Source organism: Paraclostridium dentum (genome assembly GCF_012922555.1).
In the GTDB taxonomy this organism is placed as follows: domain Bacteria; phylum Bacillota; class Clostridia; order Peptostreptococcales; family Peptostreptococcaceae; genus Paraclostridium; species Paraclostridium dentum.
Map to the genome: position 1 here is coordinate 956,615 of NZ_WIPK01000001.1, position 19,487 is coordinate 976,101.

At 25.7% G+C, this 19,487-nt stretch carries 20 protein-coding genes; 5 read left to right on the top strand and 15 right to left on the bottom strand.

Annotated elements, in window-relative coordinates; genetic code table 11:
• Nucleotides 1-11 precede the first annotated feature (11 nt).
• The 6 genes from GFJ41_RS04615 to alr form a co-directional block, all read right to left on the bottom strand.
• On the bottom strand, nucleotides 12-443 hold the full coding sequence (locus GFJ41_RS04615; RefSeq protein WP_170074719.1) for a PTS sugar transporter subunit IIA: 432 nt from the start codon (nucleotides 441-443) through the stop codon (nucleotides 12-14).
• Nucleotides 433-2,313 (bottom strand): BglG family transcription antiterminator, encoded by a 1,881-nt coding sequence (locus GFJ41_RS04620; protein ID WP_170074720.1) that lies wholly within the window; start codon nucleotides 2,311-2,313, stop codon nucleotides 433-435. Before GFJ41_RS04620 ends, GFJ41_RS04615 begins: the two co-directional genes overlap by 11 nt.
• Nucleotides 2,314-2,492: 179 nt before the next feature.
• Complete coding sequence (moaA, locus tag GFJ41_RS04625; protein ID WP_170074721.1) at nucleotides 2,493-3,449, bottom strand: GTP 3',8-cyclase MoaA; 957 nt, start codon at nucleotides 3,447-3,449, stop codon at nucleotides 2,493-2,495.
• Nucleotides 3,433-3,933, bottom strand: coding sequence for a MogA/MoaB family molybdenum cofactor biosynthesis protein (locus GFJ41_RS04630; RefSeq protein ID WP_150885249.1), 501 nt, complete (start codon nucleotides 3,931-3,933; stop codon nucleotides 3,433-3,435). The genes moaA and GFJ41_RS04630 overlap by 17 nt, the downstream gene beginning before the upstream one ends.
• A 131-nt stretch (nucleotides 3,934-4,064) precedes the next feature.
• The gene (locus GFJ41_RS04635; RefSeq protein ID WP_029878217.1) at nucleotides 4,065-4,994 is read right to left on the bottom strand and encodes a S66 peptidase family protein; all 930 of its coding nucleotides are present in this window, start codon (nucleotides 4,992-4,994) and stop codon (nucleotides 4,065-4,067) included.
• 6 nt (nucleotides 4,995-5,000) lie between these two features.
• Nucleotides 5,001-6,137 (bottom strand): alanine racemase, encoded by a 1,137-nt coding sequence (alr, locus tag GFJ41_RS04640; RefSeq protein WP_170074722.1) that lies wholly within the window; start codon nucleotides 6,135-6,137, stop codon nucleotides 5,001-5,003.
• Between the two features lie 137 nt (nucleotides 6,138-6,274).
• Here alr and GFJ41_RS04645 point away from each other — a divergent pair, with 137 nt between their 5' ends.
• Entirely contained in the window at nucleotides 6,275-7,072 is a 798-nt protein-coding gene (locus GFJ41_RS04645; RefSeq protein WP_025162625.1) for a M55 family metallopeptidase, read from the top strand.
• 24 nt (nucleotides 7,073-7,096) lie between these two features.
• Here the strand turns inward: GFJ41_RS04645 and GFJ41_RS04650 are convergent, their stop codons facing one another.
• The 3 genes from GFJ41_RS04650 to GFJ41_RS19030 all read right to left on the bottom strand — a co-directional run bounded on the left by GFJ41_RS04650 (nucleotide 7,097) and on the right by GFJ41_RS19030 (nucleotide 10,011).
• Nucleotides 7,097-7,651 (bottom strand): flavodoxin domain-containing protein, encoded by a 555-nt coding sequence (locus GFJ41_RS04650; protein ID WP_021431331.1) that lies wholly within the window; start codon nucleotides 7,649-7,651, stop codon nucleotides 7,097-7,099.
• A 67-nt stretch (nucleotides 7,652-7,718) separates the two neighbouring features.
• Entirely contained in the window at nucleotides 7,719-8,942 is a 1,224-nt protein-coding gene (locus tag GFJ41_RS04655) for an MDR family MFS transporter (protein ID WP_226890216.1), read from the bottom strand.
• A 172-nt stretch (nucleotides 8,943-9,114) separates the two neighbouring features.
• Nucleotides 9,115-10,011 (bottom strand): DMT family transporter, encoded by an 897-nt coding sequence (locus GFJ41_RS19030; protein ID WP_170074894.1) that lies wholly within the window; start codon nucleotides 10,009-10,011, stop codon nucleotides 9,115-9,117.
• Between the two features lie 271 nt (nucleotides 10,012-10,282).
• On the opposite strand from GFJ41_RS19030, the gene GFJ41_RS04665 reads away from it, so the two are divergent.
• Nucleotides 10,283-10,666: a hypothetical protein gene (locus GFJ41_RS04665; RefSeq protein ID WP_170074723.1), complete on the top strand. Its 384-nt coding sequence runs from the start codon at nucleotides 10,283-10,285 to the stop codon at nucleotides 10,664-10,666.
• 125 nt (nucleotides 10,667-10,791) lie between these two features.
• Nucleotides 10,792-11,355, top strand: a complete 564-nt coding sequence (locus GFJ41_RS04670; protein ID WP_025162627.1) for a manganese efflux pump MntP — start codon at nucleotides 10,792-10,794, stop codon at nucleotides 11,353-11,355.
• A 49-nt stretch (nucleotides 11,356-11,404) separates the two neighbouring features.
• Here the strand turns inward: GFJ41_RS04670 and GFJ41_RS04675 are convergent, their stop codons facing one another.
• The 5 genes from GFJ41_RS04675 to GFJ41_RS04695 form a co-directional block, all read right to left on the bottom strand.
• Entirely contained in the window at nucleotides 11,405-13,195 is a 1,791-nt protein-coding gene (locus GFJ41_RS04675) for an ABC transporter ATP-binding protein (protein ID WP_170074724.1), read from the bottom strand.
• Between the two features lie 16 nt (nucleotides 13,196-13,211).
• Nucleotides 13,212-14,903: an ABC transporter ATP-binding protein gene (locus tag GFJ41_RS04680; RefSeq protein ID WP_226890217.1), complete on the bottom strand. Its 1,692-nt coding sequence runs from the start codon at nucleotides 14,901-14,903 to the stop codon at nucleotides 13,212-13,214.
• 144 nt (nucleotides 14,904-15,047) lie between these two features.
• A complete protein-coding gene (locus tag GFJ41_RS04685) occupies nucleotides 15,048-15,185 on the bottom strand; it encodes a hypothetical protein (protein ID WP_170074726.1) in 138 nt (45 codons plus the stop codon).
• 71 nt (nucleotides 15,186-15,256) lie between these two features.
• Nucleotides 15,257-16,381, bottom strand: coding sequence for a putative manganese transporter (locus GFJ41_RS04690; protein WP_053831921.1), 1,125 nt, complete (start codon nucleotides 16,379-16,381; stop codon nucleotides 15,257-15,259).
• A gap of 204 nt (nucleotides 16,382-16,585) precedes the next feature.
• Nucleotides 16,586-17,218, bottom strand: a complete 633-nt coding sequence (locus GFJ41_RS04695) for a hypothetical protein (RefSeq protein ID WP_035115854.1) — start codon at nucleotides 17,216-17,218, stop codon at nucleotides 16,586-16,588.
• 214 nt (nucleotides 17,219-17,432) lie between these two features.
• Here GFJ41_RS04695 and GFJ41_RS04700 point away from each other — a divergent pair, with 214 nt between their 5' ends.
• The gene (locus GFJ41_RS04700; RefSeq protein WP_226890218.1) at nucleotides 17,433-18,659 is read left to right on the top strand and encodes a sodium/glutamate symporter; all 1,227 of its coding nucleotides are present in this window, start codon (nucleotides 17,433-17,435) and stop codon (nucleotides 18,657-18,659) included.
• A 91-nt stretch (nucleotides 18,660-18,750) separates the two neighbouring features.
• Complete coding sequence (locus GFJ41_RS04705) at nucleotides 18,751-18,996, top strand: hypothetical protein (RefSeq protein ID WP_021431342.1); 246 nt, start codon at nucleotides 18,751-18,753, stop codon at nucleotides 18,994-18,996.
• Nucleotides 18,997-19,015: 19 nt separating this feature from the next.
• Here the strand turns inward: GFJ41_RS04705 and GFJ41_RS04710 are convergent, their stop codons facing one another.
• The gene (locus GFJ41_RS04710) at nucleotides 19,016-19,387 is read right to left on the bottom strand and encodes a hypothetical protein (RefSeq protein WP_035115845.1); all 372 of its coding nucleotides are present in this window, start codon (nucleotides 19,385-19,387) and stop codon (nucleotides 19,016-19,018) included.
• Nucleotides 19,388-19,487: the final 100 nt, after the last annotated feature.

A 19,487-nucleotide genomic window follows, 5' to 3' on the forward strand; every position in this document is an offset into this window, starting at 1 on the left:
AAAATCACTTCCTATTTTATTGTAGATTTAATCTTTTTAATTATATCTGTTTCATCCTTAAATGATTTTAATTCATTTTTATAATTTTCATCCATTAAGGCTCTAGCAAGTTTAGATATAATACTTAAATACTCATGATTTATATTTTTATTAGGTATAGCTAATGCAATTACAAAATCTACAGGTTTATTATCTATAGAGTTCCAATCAATAGACTCGTCTAAAGTACAAATAATTATTTCTATTTCATTAACTGCATCGCATCTACAATGGGGTATTGCTATTCCATTTCCAATACCTGTACTAAATTGTTTTTCTCTTTCTAAAAGGCCTTTTAAATATGTTCTACTGCAATTAACAATATTATGTTCTTTAGCTATATCCGATATTTTATATAATACATCTATCTGATCTTTTGCTTTTAAATTTTTATTAACTATCATACGTATTACTCCTCATTAAAATTTCAATAAATTCATTTAAAGATGTACATTCACATAATCTATTGACTATGTCACTTTTTTTAGTACTTGAATGAATAAACGGGAACACATGTTTGTTTTCTTTAATTTCTGAGTTTAAACATGCTATAAAAACTAATTTTACACTTGCACTCCCCCACTTTATTGCATCTTTTAATGTACATATTGCTATTGTATTTTTATTTTCACTTGAAATACAATGAGGAACAGCTACTAAATTTGATATTTCTGTTGATGATAAAGCTTCTCTTTTTAGTATAGAATCTTTATCAACTTTAGTTATATAATCATTTTTAACCATATCATTGCAAATTAATTCGATAAGTTCTAATTTATCTTTTACTTGTAACTTATAATAAAAATTATTGTTAAATAATGATTTTAGATAACTTTGTAAGTAAATTTTATTTAATTCATCCTCTATATTTTGTATATCTATATCATCTAAAACATGGGACACATAAATTAGATTTTTATTTTTTAGTTTATCTTTGTCTATATTTATAGTAGATATTATAAAATCAATTCCAACTAAATCTAATTTCTGTAAATAATGAAGTTGGTAACATCCAACAACTTCTATCTCAGGAAAATATCTTCTTAACTTAGTTTTTATTAATTCAGAAGTTCCAATTCCAGTATTACATACTATAATCGATTTATAACTTATTTTTTGCTTTGCTCTTTCAATCGCAGTTGCAAAATGTATAGCTATATATCCAATTTCATTAGAATTTATTTTTGTTTTTAAAATTCTTTCCAGTATACCTCCTAAATCTAGTGCATAATTAAACGCTTCAGGGTAATTCATTTTTACTTGATCTAGTATAAAATTTTCAACATCTATCTTTAGGTAATATCTGTGGTATGAATTCAGAATATGTTTTGTTAAATTTATTAATAAAGATTCATCTTCATATAAAGAAACTTTATACTTCATATCTATGTCTTTTAAAACATTTTCAACTATTTTTCTTACTTCATTTTCACTAAGATTTTGAGTTGAACTTTTTCCAGCTTCAATCAACTCATTCATATAATTTAGCTCTGTATCTTTTATTTCAATATCAAATTTATCTTTTATTTTAATTTTTAAATTTTCATTAAATACAGAAACATCTGTTTCGGTCTTGTCTGAATAAAGCTTATCTGGATTGTAACCATTTATAGATCTATAACATGAAACTGTAATCATTTTTGTTAAATAATTTATTTCATAATCATTTTTAAATATTTCTCTAGATAATAATTCTTTTTCAATAAACTTTTTTATAACATATATAAATTCATCATTTATAGGCTTTAAATCTATTGATAATGTAATTTCATTAGATCCTTCATCTTCAAAAAAATACTTTATACAACATCTTCGTATATTTTCTTCTGTACCTTCTAAATATAGTCCTTTATATGGTTTATATTTAAGGTTTATATCAAAATTATTAAGTAGCTCTTTTATATTTGTTATTTCATTTTGAAGAGTAGATCTACTTGTATATAACATTTCTGATAGATCATCTAAGCTTATTGGATATTCTTTTAATATACTTCTAATTAAGTCTGACGTTCTTACTGAATTTTCTTTATTTGTCTGACTTATAGTTTTTACATATGCTTTAAATTCTTCATTAGAAAATATTAATAATTTATATCCTAATCCTTTAGCGGAATCAATTTTTGCCCCATATACTTCTAGCTCTTTATTTATTAACTTTATATATCTCTTTATACTTCTTTCACTTACATTTAAATATTGAGCTAAGGAACTACTGGGAGTATAATCATCACTAGAGTTAAGATATGATATAATCATTTTACTTTTCTCTTTCATTTATTTACCTCCCTAAAATAATTATATTTTAAAAATTCGTTTTCCTTAATACATATAATTGTCACTTGCAAGTGACAATTATACAATTTTCGAGTTTTTTTGCATTTTTAATTTACTTTAAGATTAAAAAAAGCTATCTATATACATTTAATATGATAGCTTTTTTATTTATTATGTTTTTAACCACCTATTTGATTCATATTTCTTTTTGTATCACTCTTTTTATTTTCTATTAATTTATGTTTTTCTGGTTTTTCGTATATATACTTTTCTATCAAATTAGTAAACTCATTCTCATTGTTTAAATACTCATTAATGTCTAACTCTTCACTAGAATGTAAACACAATTTTACTTTGCCATTAGAAGTCATTCTTATTCTATTACATTCACTACAAAACGAGCAACTCATAGGTGTAATTATTCCTACTTTTCCTTTTGAATTTTCAAGTTTATAATAAGATGCAACACTTTTTTCTTCATTTTTTATAGGTTTTAAGTTTTCTATTTTATTTAAAGCTTCTTTTAAATTGATATATCCATTTTTAAATATTTTTAAACCTTCTCCTATAGGCATCAATTCTATAAATCTAACATCTATTTCCTTACATTTTGTTAAATTTATAAATTGATTTAGTTCATCATCATTTAATCCTTTTATTAAAACACAGTTTATTTTTACTTTTATGCCTAATTCCACACATCTATCAATTGATTTTAATACTTCTTTTAAGTCTCCACCTCTAGTTATTTTTTTATATTTATCTTCATCTAGAGAGTCCAAACTTATATTAACTTTTTTTAATCCATTTTCTTTTAGCTTATCTATTTTTTCATAAAGACCTATAGCATTTGTCGTTATACATATATCATCTATATTACAATTTTCTTTTGTATACTTTATAAGTTCTTGTAATTTATCATAGATAAGAGGTTCTCCACCTGTAAATCTTACCTTTTTTATGCCTAATTTTGAGAATCCTTTAATTATAAATTTATAATTTTCAAAACTTAATATATCATTTATATTCTTATCAAATTCAATTTTTTTAGGCATACAATAAATACACCTTAAATTACATTTGTCGGTTAAAGAAATTCTTAAGTAGTCTATTTCTCTGTTATACTTGTCTATCATTTGCACACTCCACAGCTTCACCTTTTAGTATATCTATCCCATGTCCTATGGTATCTATTACAAATTCGATGCTTTCTATCGCTCCTTTAGGACTTCCTGGTAAATTTATTATAACCGTATTTTGTCTTATCCCACTTACACCTCTGCTAAGCATTGCTCTCTTAGTTATTTTACAAGATTCCATTCTTATGTATTCACTAATTCCCGGAATCTCCCTTTCAATAACTTCCTTTGTAGCTTCTGGAGTTATATCTCTTTTAGAAAATCCAGTTCCTCCATTAGTTAATATCAAATCTACATCTAAATCACATAATTTTATAATTTCATTTTTTAGCATTTCTTTATCGTCAGGAATCATAGTGTAATATTTAACTTCATATTCTTCTTTGCCATTTATAAAATCAGCAAGCTTTTTTCCTGTTATATCTTCTCTTTTACCCATAGAACCTTTGTCACTTAAAGTTATTATCGCTACATTAAACATATATCCACCTCTTTAAATCTCTTATGTATATACATAATTCTACCATATATTTTTTATGTTAGATAGTAACCTCTTTTAATATCTTTAAGTTAAAAAAGCAGTTACATAAAATTTTATGTAACTGCTTTTTTCTATCTACTAAAATATATATTTTTATTTGTAGCATCTAATTTGCAATTTACTCCTAAAGGTATACTTATCATTGGATTACAATGTCCTGATTGCAAGTTGTATATACAAGGTTTATTGTACTTTTTAACTCTATCTGATAGTAAATCATATAACTCATAATCATCAGCTTTTTCTTTTTTGCAATCTTCAAAATCTCCAAATATAATACCTCTGCAATCTTTAAATTTATCTCCTAATTCTAATTGTGTAAGCATTCTATCTATTCTATAGATTTGTTCTCCAACTTCTTCTATAAACAAAATTTTATCTTTAGTATCAATCTCATATTTAGTTCCCATAGTACTTGCTATCAACGATAAATTGCCACCTATTATTTTTCCTTCTGTAACTCCTTCTACTATAGTATATAATTCTTCTCCCATAGGATTTTCTATAGCTAAGGTATCTTTCATATTAATCATATTTTTAAAAGAATTGTAAGTAAAGTCATGCCAGTTTGGTGATGTTGATGCCATTATTCCATGGTAAGTTACCAAATTACAATATTGATTAAAAGCTATATGAAGTGCAGTTATATCTGAGTACCCAATAAATACTTTTGGATTTGCTTTTATAATATCATAGTTTATTTTATCAAGTATTCTAGGTGTTCCATATCCACCCCTAAGACATAAAATCCCATCAACTTCTTTGTCGTTAAACATTGTTTCTATATCTTTAACTCTTGTATTGTCATCACCTGCTAAATATCCTTTATAGCTTAGATAGCAAGTGTCTCCCATTTTTACTTTATATCCAAAACTTTCAATGGTTCTTTTTATTTTGTCAATTTCAAAGTTTAAAGAATCCTTGCTCTCAGGTTTATAAGGACTTGATGGTGCTATTATTCCTATTGTATCACCTTTTTTTAACTGTTTTGGAAATATCATAATTAATCATCCCCCCATTATATAATTTAAACTTTTTATTATTTTATTATTTTTTAAATAAACTTTATCAACTCTTCTTGACGTTAATACAAGTATTTCATTTCTATTTGTATCACATAAGTTTGCAATCTCTAAAATATTAGGTCCATTTTTTCCATAAAAGACAACATCTTTTTCATAATCACTTTCATTTATACCACTTATATCTATAATCATTTGATCCATACAAATTTTACCTATTATATTGCATTTTTTATTATTTACATATACATAACCTTTATTTGATAGACATCTTGGTATTCCATCTGCATATCCACACGGTATAATACCTACATTCATATCTTTATTTGCTATATATGAATAATCATAGCTTACACCTTCTCCTTTAAGAAGTCTTTTCACTTGTATTATTTTTGATTTAAATGTAATAGCTTCACACAAATTTAAATTTGATTTGCGGCTATTATATCCATATATACTAGATCCAACCCTAACCATATTTAAATGGAAATCCTCATAAGCTACCATACCTATACTGTCACATATATGCTTTATAGGTATATCTTTATATTTTAAAATTTCATCTAATATGTTTTTAAACTTATTGAATTGTTCATAATCAGATATCTTATCTTTAAGTGCTAAATGGGAGAAAATTCCTTCAACAAATATATGATCTAAATTTATAATATCTTTTATATCTTCAATAGTAGATTCATTAATTTTAAATCCTAATCGATTAAATCCTGTATCTATTTTTATATGAATCTTACCTTTAATATTTTTTGTCTTGCAAATAACATTAATTATATTAGCTTGCTTAGTTGAAAACACTGTAATTGTTATGTTTCTTTCAATAGCCAGCTCCAAGTAATTATCTGGAACATATCCCATTACTAAAATGGGTAAATCTATATTATTTTCTCTTAATTCAAAAGCTTCACTTATAGCTGCAACACATATATAATCTACATTTTCTTTATCTATATTTTTACATAATTCAACTGCTCCATGCCCATATGCATCTGCTTTAACTACTATAGCTAATTTTGTATTTTTTGAAATATATTTTTTTATCTCACATATATTTTTATTTATTATATCTAAATCAATCTCTAAGTAAGTTTCTCTTGTTAAATTCATAAGCTTCCTCCATTAATATGCTTTTTATATGTATATTTTTAAATTTAAATAACTATATCTATTATATGAAAATTAAAATTATTAATAGACAGTCCTCTTAATAATTTTAATTTTAATAAAGATTAGGGGGAGATTTTATGAGAGTATATATAAGCGCTGATATAGAAGGTACGTGCGGAATTGTAAATTGGGAGGAAACTAACCTTAATTGTGTTCATTCAGAATATCATAGAACTCAGATGACTAAAGAGGTTAAATCAGCTTGTGATGGAGCCAACAAAAATAATTGTGATTTTATTTTAGTAAAAGATGCTCATGATAGCGCTCGAAATATTAATCCAGCTTTACTTCCTACAAATGTAAGCTTAGTTAGAGGATGGACTAATGGTCCTCTTATTATGATGTCAGGTATTGATCCTACTTTTGATGCAACTCTTTTTATAGGATATCATAGTGGAGCTAGTCAAGATGGGAACCCACTTTCTCATACAATGAATAGTTCTAAATATGATTATGTAAAGATAAATGATGAAATCGCAACAGAATTTATGGTAAATGCATATACAAGTGCTTACTTTAATGTTCCTGTAGCATTTTTAAGTGGAGATGAACTGCTTTGTAAAAATGCTAAAAAACTAAATCCAAATATAGTAACAGTTCCTGTATCAAAAGGAATTGGAAATGCATCTATCTCTATACATCCAGATATAGCTTTAAAAAATATAAAAGATGGTGTTGAGCAAGCTCTATCAGGTGATCTTTCTAGACATATAATAAAACTCCCTGATTTCTTTGACATAGAAATCAAATTTAAAAATCACTATGATGCTTATAAAGCTTCTTTCTATCCAAAATGTAAATTAATAAATACTCAAACAATATCTTTTTCAACAGATGATTATTATGAATTTTTAAGAATGTTTTTATTTATTTAAAAAAAGTGCTAATGATAATTAAATTTAATTATCATTAGCACTTTTATACACATTTATTTTATCTATCAATTCTTTTATAGATTTTTTATCAGTTAAGTCTATTTTTTCTTCAAATCCCCTTAAAACAACTTTATCATCTTCTGTTAAATCTGATTTAGTCTTTTTGTCTATCATGCTTTTTAGTGCTTTCATCATAATTTTGTCTATGAAGCTTAGTGAACTATAATCTAATCCCCCTTTAAAATTGTAAAATCCAACATTTTTTTCTTCTATATTTTTAAAATTATTTTTTATTAATGATTCTTTTCTATTTTCACTTATACTTTCCATTCCAACTGAAAAAATATAAATATTCTTATCTTTTATTTTATTATAATTTTGATCAATAAAGTTTAATCCATTTATTTTTCCCCTATATATGCCACCTCCAAATATTATAGTTTCATATTCGTCTAAATGTTTTGACCTTATATCTGAAATTTCATATAAATCTGCATCTAACTTCAAAGCAATCCATCCTGCATATTTTTTGGTACTACCATATTTAGTTTTATATATTACTGCAATTTTTTTACTCATATAAACACCTCATCTTACAGTTATTTCTTCTTATATATACTTATATGACTCATTTGTTCATTTTCCTTTAATTATTTTTCATACTCTTTTTTATCATCATCATCGTAACCATTCCAAAAGTAGCAACTGTTGCAACAATCATCCATCCTACAAATATATTGTATTTTTCTATCATATCACCCATAATCATAGGTCCTATTGCAAATCCGATTCCTGATATTAAAGGTAATATCGAACTTATTCTTCCTCTATGTGATGCTGGAGTGTTATTCGCAATAAACGTTCCTTGATTTATAACTATTAAAATTTCTCCTATTGTCATTAAAAATACACCTATAAAAAATAAAACTACGGTATTTACTATTCCAAACATAAAAAATGCAATTGCATAAAATAACCCTCCAATAGACATAGCTTTTAATACATTCATTTTTGTTGTTAAAGATGTAATTATAGGTGTAAATACTATAACTACTACTCCATTTATTCCACCTAGCAATCCATAAAGTTTTGCTCCATTTGATCCAAATAAATCTTCTAACTGTATCGGTAATGCAAACCCCCACTGTGAATATGAAAAATAGTACATCAATACTCCTAAAGAAAAGAATATTAGTGTAGGTCTTTGAATCAAAACTTTAAATGCAGAACCTTCTACCTTTTGTTCTAAATCACTTAAAATCTCTTCGTTTTCATAATTTTCATCATTTACTTTTCGTTCTTTTACAAATAAAATTATTAAGGCTAATGCTATTAAAGTGGTAATTCCATCTCCTATAAATATAAGTGGTAAGTAATTTTCATATAAAAGTCCCCCTAATATAGGTCCTATGCAAAACCCTATATTGCTTCCCATGTATAAAAGAGAATACGAAGCTTTTCTATTTTTATATGTTGTTATATCTGCATTTAAAGCTTCAAATGCAGGTGATGAAATTGAATATAGACAAGATGACAAAATCATTATTTTTGCCATTGTTATCGAAGGTTTCATAAACCCACAAGCTATAAGTGTTAAGGCTCCAAGAAACTGACAAATAATTATAACTTTTCTTCTTCCTATCGTATCTGCTAATTTCCCTCCAAATATCATTGCAGGTGCTTGAAATGCAGATAGTATTGTTATAAACATACCTGCTTCAGATACTGATAACCCAATTTTTTGAGTTAAAATTAAAGCCATTAAAGGATGTACAAAAGCCCCTAAACTATTTACAATCCTTCCAATAAACAAAACATATACTTCTTTTGACAAGCCATCATATGTTTTTAACAAATTGTTAATTCTCATAGCATCCCTCCTCACAAATTGTTTTATACTATATAATTATATTACTTCCAGCTCATATAAAACCACTTTTAAAATAAACTACTTTAATAAATTCGCAATTTTCCAAATATTATAAAAACAAAATAAGTCATATTAAAATATTCAATCTATTTAATATGACTTACCTAATGTTTTATTCAGCTTCATTAAGCTCTAACGAATCTTCTGTTTTAAATAAAAATGCTAATTTTGTTTCTGCACAAATAATAGCTATGAATATAAATAAACTTCCCAAAATCATTCTAAGCGTTATTATTTCCTTTGCTATTATTACAGAAAAAAGCATTCCAAATATTGCTTCAGTGGATAATAATATTGCTGTTTTAGTTCCATCAACTTTAGTTTGGCATATAGTTTGCCCAAGAAAACATATAGTTGTATTGAATATACCTAAAAATAGCACAGATCCTATAGTTGAACTGTTTATAGTAGTACTTGATTCTCCTGCAAAAACCTGTAATATCAACGATAGTAAAAATGCTGTTGCCATTTGTATACATGTAAGTACGACAGGATCGTGTTTTTTTGTAAATTCACTAGTTAAAAATATATGCATAGCAAACCCAACTGCACATATTAATGTTAGTCCATCTCCAAAACTTATACGAAAATCTGACTCCAATGAAATTATTCCTATTCCTATAAGTGCAATTAAACTACTTATAATTCCTATTTTTTCTATCTTTCGTTTATATAAAATACATCCTACAAATGGTACCATTACAACATTTGCAGCTGTTAAAAATGCACTTTTTGCTGAAGTTGTATATTTCAATCCAAACGTCTGAAAAGAAAATGCTATAAATAAAAATATACCAAGTAATACCCCTGAAATAATATCTTTTTTATTTATATTTATAAGTTTTTTAAAGAATATTACACTTATTAAAAGTGCACCTATAAAAAACCTACCTGTCATTAATTGAAATGGAGTAAGTCCATTTTCCAACCCAAGCTGAGTTGCTACAAATCCACTTCCCCAAATTAGAGATACTAATAATAATCCAATTTCTCCACTATACTTTTTTATAACAAACCCCCTCCTTTTTTACCCACTTATATTATTATATTATTTATTTAGTACTTTTTCTATAATCTATAAAAATTTTATGTATAAATTTTCATAATTGTAAAAAATTTCGCCTATTTATATAATTAGATTAAAATTATTCATATTTTTGATGTGTGTAATATTTTAGAAAATATAAAACTTTCGACGTTTTTTGCTATCTATTTACATATTTTGGCACTAGTGCTAAGATTTAATTATTAAATCAATTATTCTTAAGGAGATGTTAAAGATGACTGTTAAAAATGAAGTAAAACACATAGAAGACGAATTAAAAAAAGATGTAGAATGTTTAAAATCCAGACATGAAGATAAAAAAGAACTTAGACATGAAAATCATGAAGAACATAAATTTGCTAAAGAATTAAAGCATCAAATGAAGAAAGAAGAAAAAGAGTTAGAAAAAGAATGTAAAAAAGAATCTAAGGAAATAAACAGCGAAATAAAAAAAGAAGAACATGATGATCACAAGTTTGCTAAAGAATTAAAACATGAAATGAAAAAAGAAGAAAGAGCACTAGAAAGAGAAGAAAGTAAAATAATAAAAGATGAAAATAAAGAAATAAAAAAAATAGATAAAGAAATAAAAAAAGAATTAAAACAATTAGAGAAATAGTTTAAAAAGCGTACCTTACAAATAGTAAAGTACGCTTTTTTTAAAAACTTGGACTATTTGCATATCAATCTATATATATATTAATATTGAACTATTTTATTTTAGTATATATAGGGAGGATTTTCATGAGCATAACTTTCATATTAATGACTTCTGTTGCACTATCTATGGATGCATTCACTGTATCATTGTCTAAAGGTATGTGTATAAAAAAATTAGATTTTAAACTTGCTCTTAAAATTGCATTTTCTTTTGGATTATTTCAAGCTTTAATGCCTCTTATCGGTTGGAAAATAGGTATTGGATTTTCTGAATATATAAAGTCTATTGACCACGTAATAGCATTAATTTTGCTATGTTTTCTAGGTCTAAATATGATTTTTTCAAAAGATGATGGTTCTAAGTCATCTAAACTAAGTAATTTTGATATATTTATTTTAGCTATAGCTACTAGCATAGATGCTCTTGCAGTAGGCATTAGTTTTTCATTTTTAAATATTTCAATACTGCCTATAATACTTTGCATAGGCATAATAACATTCATACTTTGTTTTTTAGGTGTATTAATAGGAAATAAGGTTGGGAATTTTCTAGGAAGTTTTGCTAAATTTTCAGGAGGAATAATACTTATTTTAATAGGTTTTAATATTTTTAACGAACATACTGGTTTTTTAAATTATTTCTTTTAATTACATATTTTAAGTTTTAAGGTGACATCTAGAAGACCTATATGTCACCTTAATTCATGTTGTCTCCATTTAGTGAGCATATACTATCGTAGTAAATGCCTTTTTTATTCATTAATTGCTCATGAGTTCCACTTTCAGCTATTACCCCTTTATCTACTACCATTATGTTATCGCAATACCTTATAGTACTTAATCTATGTGCTATTATTATACTGGTTTTGTCTTTCATCGCATATTTTATAGCTTCTTGTATTTTTCTTTCTGTATTAGTATCTATACTGCTTGTAGCCTCATCTAAAATCAATATTGGTGATTCTTTTAGTATAGCTCTTGATATACTTATTAATTGTTTTTGTCCTATACTTAAACTATCTCCGCCTTCTTCTATCCATGTATCATAATTGTTTTTTAATTTCATTATGAAACTATGTGAATTAGAGATTTTACATGCATCAATTACATCTTCTTTTGTGGCATCTAATTTTGAATACTTTATATTCTCTAAAATCGTTCCATTAAACAAGTATATATCTTGTAATACAATTGATAAAGAGTTATTAAAGTATTCTTTATCATAATCGTTAATATCACATCCTCCTATTAAAATCTTTCCTTTATCATGCTCATATAATCTATTTATAAGATTTATAATAGTTGTTTTGCCACTTCCAGTCGTACCTATTATGGCATTGCTTGTTCCATCTTTAATTTTAAAGTTTAAATCCTTTAATATATAATCACCTTTTCCATATTTAAACCATACATTTTTAAATTCTATATCCCCTTTTAACATATTTTTACTTTTAACACCTTTAATTACATGTTTTTCTTTTACCTCTTCATCTAATATTTCAAAAACTCTTTCGCATCCAGCTATTGATATCTGAAATGTATTAAATAAATTTGCAAGTTCATTTAAAGGCCTAGTAAATTGTTTTGTATAACTTAAAAATGTAGCTATAGTTCCTACAGTTATTATTTTCTTTATTGAAAGGTATGCCCCTGCTACTGAAATAAGCGTAAATGATATGTTTGTAATAACATTCATCATAGGCATAAGTAGCGAACTATATATTTGTGCTTTTAAAGATTCTCTCAAAAGCCTATCATTTATTTCATTAAAACTTTCTACTGAGTCATCTTCATAGTTAAAAGATTTTATTACATTCATATTTTTTATATTTTCTTCTATATGTGAATTTAATAACCCTAATTCTATTTGTTGGTTTTTAAAAAATGACTTGCTTCTTCTCGCAATAAATTTGCTTAGTATAATAACCAGAGGCATTGTAATTATACTTAATATCGTAAGCTGAGGACTTAATATAAACATCATAATTACTGTTCCAAAAATAGTTATAATAGATGTAATTATCTGAGCTATTGAACTTGATATTCCACTACTTATATTGTCAATATCATTAGTTATCCTACTCATTAAATCTCCATTTTTATGTTCATCAAAATATGCAATAGGCAATGTTTGGAGCTTTGAAAAAACAGACGATCGTATTTTTTTTATGACCCTTTGAGACATATTTATTATTATAAATTCCTTAAATAAACTTACAACTGAGTCAATTAGATAAAAACTAATTAAAGCTCCCAATGTTATTTTAAATATAGATTTTCCAAGTACATTCATATCTATTATATCTATGCACTTTCCTATTAAAAGCGGTATTAATATAACAATTAAACAATCTAAAAAAACTAAAATACTTATTAATATTAATGTTTTTTTCTCATTATTAAAATATTTTAAAAGTCTTAAAATTGTCTTTCTCGTATTTTTAGGTTTCTTCCTTGGCGTAAATCTACTTTCAATCTTACTTTTCATTGATTACCCACCACCTTTATACATCTGGCGATATTTGAGAGTTGTATATTTCTTTATACATATCACATTGTTTTAATAAACTACTATGATTATCAAAACCAACTATTTTTCCATTTTCTAAAACTATTATTTTATCCATGTCTAATATAGAACTAATCTTTTGAGAAACCACTATGTATGTAGTATTATCTAGGTAGTTTTTTATATTGTTTTTAATTCTATTTTCAGTTTTTATGTCCATAGCACTAAATGAATCATCTAAAATTAAAATTTTAGGATTTTTTATTAATGCTCTAGCTATACAGACTCTTTGCTTTTGCCCTCCTGATAAATTGGCTCCATTTTCCCCAACCATTTGTTCATATCCACTTTCAAAATTATTTATAAATTCATCACATTCACATATTTTACATACGTCTATAACCTCATCTAATGAAGCTTTTCTATTTCCCATTTTTATATTATTAATTATAGTTTTATTAAACAAAATACTTTTTTGTGGAACTAATCCAATATACTCTCTTAAGTTTTTGCTATCCAAGTCATTTATATCATTTCCATCTATATTTAAAATTCCTTTGTCTATTTTATAAAATTTCATTATTAAACTTATTAAAGTTGTTTTCCCGCTTCCTGTTGGTCCAATTATACCTATATGTTCTCCTTGATTTATTTTGAAACTTATATCGTTTAATACTTTCTCATTATCAGTATATGAAAAATTCACATTTTTAAATTCTAAACTACCACTGATATCTATTTTTATATTTCCTCTCTTATCTATATCATTTTGAGTATCTAAAACTTCTATAACTCTTTCACTAGACGCTTTTGCTCTTATAAACACATTAAAAATATGAGCTATCATAAGTAATGAGGTCAATATTCGACCTATGTAATTTATATAAGCTACAATAACCCCTACTTCAATTTCATTTTTAAAAATTAATTTTGATCCTAAGTATAATATAGCTGCTATTATTATATTTGAAATTAAAGTTATTGTTGGTTTAAATACAGCACTAATTTTCATAGCTTTTTCAGTTAATTCTAATAAATCCATGTTCACATTTTCAAATTTTTCTTCTTCATACTTTACTCTATTAAATAACTTAACGATTCTTATGTTACATAGATATTGTCTTAAATTTGAATTTAAATTGTCTAAAGATATTTGAACTTTTTTAAAATAAGGTGTTCCTATATTTAAATTTATGATAATTATGCCAAATATAATAATTATGCCAACTAATAATACTACTGAAAGTTTTAAATTTAGCTTCATAGCCAATATAAAACTACCTATGCAAAGTATAGGTGCTTTTATTATTATTCTCATTAAGCCATTTACAAATTGTTGTATTTGGTTAATATCATTGGTGCTCCTAGTTATTAAAGATCCTTTAGTTATTTTATCTATATTCTCAAATGAGTATGAATTTATATGTTCAAATACATCGCTCCTTAAATCTCTAGCAAATTTTTGAGATACATTTGTTGAAATTATACTTCTTAAAATAGCAAAAACGGCTCCTGCTATTGTTATAACTACCATTAAAAATCCTTTGTTTATCAGATAATTCATATCTTTATTTGCTATACCTATGTCTATAATGTTAGCCAGTATCGTAGGTTGCATCAAATCACAAATAGCTTCAAAGCTAACCAACACTATGCCTAAAATAAATAAAGCAAAATATTTTTTCATATAAACCATAAAGTGTCTCACAAGCCCACCTCCCCAATATATTTATATGTACTTTATACTATTTATTATATCCATTTTACATTTTATAATAAATCATACATTTTAAAATAATAAAAAAGCTATCTCATAATCATGAGATAGCTTCTATTTTTTATTTGATAAAAAATATCCAATCCATATTCCAAGTGCTAAAGTAATAAGTGTTGTAAAATTTATTCTTGTAAATAATACTCCAGCTAAAACCCCAATCGCTATTCCTACAATCATACCATTATTTTTCATATACTCCTCCATAATAAAACCTATATTATAGAATATGAATATATGATTATAAATTAACCATAAACTTTTTTCTATATGAAATAAATTAATAATCCTACTATAATTGATGGAATTGTGGTTATTATAGTTGCCCATAAAGCAGACTTTTTATCCATAGCTAATAAAGGAAATAATGCATCTCCATCTTGAGATATGCTATTTGCAACTAATGCTGCAAAAGGTAAGCTTCCTTTTAAGTAAAATGACATAACTACAATTTGAACCCCACATCCTGGTACAATTCCAAGTGCAGCTCCAGCAAATACACTTATAACCCCTGCTCCTAATATTAAGTTTACTAGTGCTTCTTCTCCTCCAGCCATAAGTATAATTAAATCATATAATACATATGCTACAAAGATCCAAACAATTACAAATGATATTTCACTTACAGAGTGTATTAAAGTTTCTTTTAACGACATAAGTTTATGTTCATTCTCTTCAAAATTTTCATTTTCAATAACTTTTTTAGTCATTATCATATATATAAAAGATGCTACTATACCTACTATAGCTATTATCTCTTCAAATGAATGCATAGCTTCTATAAACCCAAACTCTAGACCTGAATGCGCTAGTATCATAAATATACATCCAGTTATAAGGAGTAATAAATATATTTTATATCCTATTCCATGAACTATTTCATGTGCTAGGTGGTAAAATCTTCTACTTTTTTGAATATCACATGAATTAGAGTTTGATGTTCTTGAACAATTATTAGATTTACTTTTATCCAAATTAGACTTGCATTTATGTAGTTCTAACTTTTCTTCGGTTTTAAAATAATCAACTATGTATCCAGTTAAAATACCAACTAAAAAACTTATAATTGTTACTAAAATATATGCTTTAAAATCAGTTGTCATCATTAAAAATGCACTATCTCCCATGCTAGCAATTAAACTTGCTATTATTGTTCCAAAAGTTACCTTATTGCTTATAAATAATGGCATTAAAACTATACTTCCCCCACATCCAGGAAGAGCTCCTAACAAAGCTCCAAATAGCGGTTGTAATTTTTTATTTCTACTTATTATTTCTACAAAACTTCCGCTTGTTTTGTAGTTTATAAATCCAAATAATAATATAGACATGCTGACTAGTGATCCTACATGTAAGAAAGTCTCTTCAGCACTGTTTATCAGTATACTCATAAATCATCCTCCGAAAATTTTATATTTTAAATTATACTACTTTATTTTTCATTTGTAAATGATTATCTGTATCATTTACATTTTACCTATATTTAATTTATGTCCAATGCATTTCATGTTAATCATCTTTTATTGAATATTAGTATTTAATAAAGTATTTATAATAATTTTCTCACAAAAAAATAAAAAAGTAAAATAGACAAGCTATTTTACTTTTTTATTTTTTTGATCTATGATTGTTTTAGTTGTGTCTATATCTTTTGCTATACATCTTTGTGTATTTAATCTTTCTCCTACTAACATAGTAGACATTAATGTTTTTAACTCTTCTACTAATTTGTGGAACTCTTCTGTATTTTCTAAATTTTTCTCTTTATCTATTATTGTTTCTGTAGTATCATTTCCTTTTACTGCATCTACTTCTTCATTTAATTTTTCTTCATTTAGCATAGTGTTAACTAGACCTTTAGCTTCATCTGCTAATTTTTCAATTTCTTCCATGCTTATATGTTCATCTTCTTTTTGATCTATGATTGTTTTAGTTGTGTCTATATCTTTTGCTATACATCTTTGTGTATTTAATCTTTCACTTACTAATAATTCTCCACCTACACCCTTTAAATTTTCAACTAAATTAGTTAAAGACTTATGTAGTTTTCTCATTTCTTGTTCATCAAGTTCTCTTTTTTCTTCCTTTGGTTCTATTATTGTCTTAGTTGTATCTATATCTTTTGCTATACATCTTTGAGAGTTTAACCTTTCACTTACTAACATAGTATCCATTATGCCTTTTAATTCATCCTTAAACTCTTTTAATAATTCATTTATTTTTTTCATATTTACCACCCCGCAAAATATTTTTATATTATATATATTACCCTATTTTGCCATAATAAAACAAGATTTTATTTAAAATTTTACCATTTAAATTAATTGTCGATTATTGTAGCCCGTTTTTCGCTATTTTTATATGTTTTACTATATTTTTTTAAATATACTTTCATTAATTCCAAGTTACAGTCATATAATTTTCTCTAGGAGGTGCTTTGATTTGAATGTAAATCTAAATTTGATATCTACCTTATCTATAGCTATAGTTTTTTTCATAATTGGTACTTTCTTAAAAGATAAAATTAAATTTTTTTCAAAATTTTGTATACCATCACCAGTTATAGGAGGATTGCTTTTTACACTTTTGTCATTATTATTAAGAATTTTCAATATTGTAAATATTAGTGTCTCTCAAAATTTTATATCTATATTTATGACTGTTTTTTTCACAATTTTAGGGCTCAACGCTAGCTTTAAACTTGTAAGAAAAGGAGGTAGCTTGCTATTTAAGTATTGGATTCTCTGTGGCTTTTTAGCACTTTCTCAAAATATAATAGCAGTTACAATAGCTAAAATCACTAATATTCATCCATTAATAGCTCTTATGTGCGGAACTATTTCAATGGAAGGCGGACATGGAAATGCAGCCGCATTTGGAAGTACTATCGAAAAAATGGGAATAAATGGCGCTGTAACCATAGGTCTTGCTTCTGCAACTTTAGGTATAATAATAGGAGGTCTTTTAGGTGCTCCAGTAGCCCGATATCTAATTGAGAAACATAATTTAAAACCTAAGTTTAATCCATACCCTAAGTTATATAATAAAAAATCTAATTTCTTAACTAAAAACTTTTTAACAAGAAATTCTAAGTCTAATATTTTTACAACAATAAACTTTTTTGAACACACGTTAGTTATTCTTCTGTGTTTAAACTTCGGAAACTTAATTGCAAAAACAATATATTTAAAAACATCTATTGTTATACCAAGTGTTGTAGGTTGTATGATTGTTGCTTGTATATTTAGAAATTTCAATGATAAAGTTAAATTAGTAGATTTAAATTTTTATATATTAGATTTTGCAAGTGATATTGCACTTTCAATGTTTTTAATAATAGCCCTTATGAGTATAAATCTATTAGATTTAGCAACTATTGCAGGCCCTATGCTTTTAATAATTTTTGCTCAGGTTGTATTCATATTAATTTACTCAATTTTTGTATGTTTTAAAGTGTTAGGAAAAAATTTTGATGCAGCAGTAATGATATCAGGTATTATAGGTCATGGAATAGGAAATACACCTAATGCATTAGCTAACATAAATTCGGTTACTCATAAATATGGTCCATCTGAAAAAGCATCGTTGATAGTCCCTTTAGTAGGAGCATTCTTGTTGGATATTTTTTCACTTCCATGCATAATAATTTTTATAAATCTTTTTAAATAAATTACATACTAATTCGTAACATTTGTTACAGATTTTTTTATTTGTTTCATATATAATAGTCTACATAATTTATAACTTAGGAGGATTTTTTATGTCTTGCGGATGTGCAAATACAAATAAGAATGATGGAAAGCAAGTTGTTGATTTAGTTAGAAGTAAAGATAAGGCTGATTTTCCATTAAGAACACCACATGAAATTGTTTGTTCTAATTGTGAAAATACATTTATCATGAACACACATGTTGATAAATGTAATCATTGCAACATGACTTATGGTGTTACACCTTGTAGTTCTATGAATAAAGAAAATGTTAAAGCAGCTGGTATAAATTATTAAAACTCCCATTTAGGGAGTTTTATTTAAATTGGTTTTCGTTTAAATTTTCATCTTCATTATCAATTTTATTTATAAATTTACTCATTTCCTCATTTGATACATGTTCTTCATTGTCATAGCTTAGTCTATTACTATTAAATTCTTCTATTTTAGATTTTAATTCATAGTCTTCATTTTCTTCTATATTATCTAATCCATATCCATAATCATCATAGTCATACTCTTCTTGCTTTGCTTTAGCTTTTTTGTATACCATTGTAGCTCCTATAGTTGCTGCTCCTATTCCTAAAGCTGTAAGTGTTGTTATTTTTGCAGCTTTATGTCTTTTATTCTTTCTCTCCAATTCTTTTTTCTCTTCTTTTATATTTTTATATATTTTTTTAGCTAGCATATAAAAAACTCCCTTCATGTATTTTAGTTATAACTTTAATCCATATTAGTATTTGGAATTATTTTAAAAAAACACAATTAATTATTGTTATATTAGGAAA

What these genes read in the sequence shown, in the direction of transcription:
- GFJ41_RS04615 (WP_170074719.1), bottom strand. Translation starts at nt 443, where the DNA reads ATGATAGTTAATAAAAATTTAAAAGCAAAAGATCAGATAGATGTATTA.
- GFJ41_RS04620 (WP_170074720.1), bottom strand. Translation starts at nt 2,313, where the DNA reads ATGAAAGAGAAAAGTAAAATGATTATATCATATCTTAACTCTAGTGAT.
- moaA (WP_170074721.1), bottom strand. Translation starts at nt 3,449, where the DNA reads ATGATAGACAAGTATAACAGAGAAATAGACTACTTAAGAATTTCTTTA.
- GFJ41_RS04630 (WP_150885249.1), bottom strand. Translation starts at nt 3,933, where the DNA reads ATGTTTAATGTAGCGATAATAACTTTAAGTGACAAAGGTTCTATGGGT.
- GFJ41_RS04635 (WP_029878217.1), bottom strand. Translation starts at nt 4,994, where the DNA reads ATGATATTTCCAAAACAGTTAAAAAAAGGTGATACAATAGGAATAATA.
- alr (WP_170074722.1), bottom strand. Translation starts at nt 6,137, where the DNA reads ATGAATTTAACAAGAGAAACTTACTTAGAGATTGATTTAGATATAATA.
- GFJ41_RS04645 (WP_025162625.1), top strand. Translation starts at nt 6,275, where the DNA reads ATGAGAGTATATATAAGCGCTGATATAGAAGGTACGTGCGGAATTGTA.
- GFJ41_RS04650 (WP_021431331.1), bottom strand. Translation starts at nt 7,651, where the DNA reads ATGAGTAAAAAAATTGCAGTAATATATAAAACTAAATATGGTAGTACC.
- GFJ41_RS04655 (WP_226890216.1), bottom strand. Translation starts at nt 8,942, where the DNA reads ATGAGAATTAACAATTTGTTAAAAACATATGATGGCTTGTCAAAAGAA.
- GFJ41_RS04665 (WP_170074723.1), top strand. Translation starts at nt 10,283, where the DNA reads ATGACTGTTAAAAATGAAGTAAAACACATAGAAGACGAATTAAAAAAA.
- GFJ41_RS04670 (WP_025162627.1), top strand. Translation starts at nt 10,792, where the DNA reads ATGAGCATAACTTTCATATTAATGACTTCTGTTGCACTATCTATGGAT.
- GFJ41_RS04675 (WP_170074724.1), bottom strand. Translation starts at nt 13,195, where the DNA reads ATGAAAAGTAAGATTGAAAGTAGATTTACGCCAAGGAAGAAACCTAAA.
- GFJ41_RS04680 (WP_226890217.1), bottom strand. Translation starts at nt 14,903, where the DNA reads ATGAAAAAATATTTTGCTTTATTTATTTTAGGCATAGTGTTGGTTAGC.
- GFJ41_RS04685 (WP_170074726.1), bottom strand. Translation starts at nt 15,185, where the DNA reads ATGAAAAATAATGGTATGATTGTAGGAATAGCGATTGGGGTTTTAGCT.
- GFJ41_RS04690 (WP_053831921.1), bottom strand. Translation starts at nt 16,381, where the DNA reads ATGAGTATACTGATAAACAGTGCTGAAGAGACTTTCTTACATGTAGGA.
- GFJ41_RS04695 (WP_035115854.1), bottom strand. Translation starts at nt 17,218, where the DNA reads ATGAAAAAAATAAATGAATTATTAAAAGAGTTTAAGGATGAATTAAAA.
- GFJ41_RS04705 (WP_021431342.1), top strand. Translation starts at nt 18,751, where the DNA reads ATGTCTTGCGGATGTGCAAATACAAATAAGAATGATGGAAAGCAAGTT.
- GFJ41_RS04710 (WP_035115845.1), bottom strand. Translation starts at nt 19,387, where the DNA reads ATGCTAGCTAAAAAAATATATAAAAATATAAAAGAAGAGAAAAAAGAA.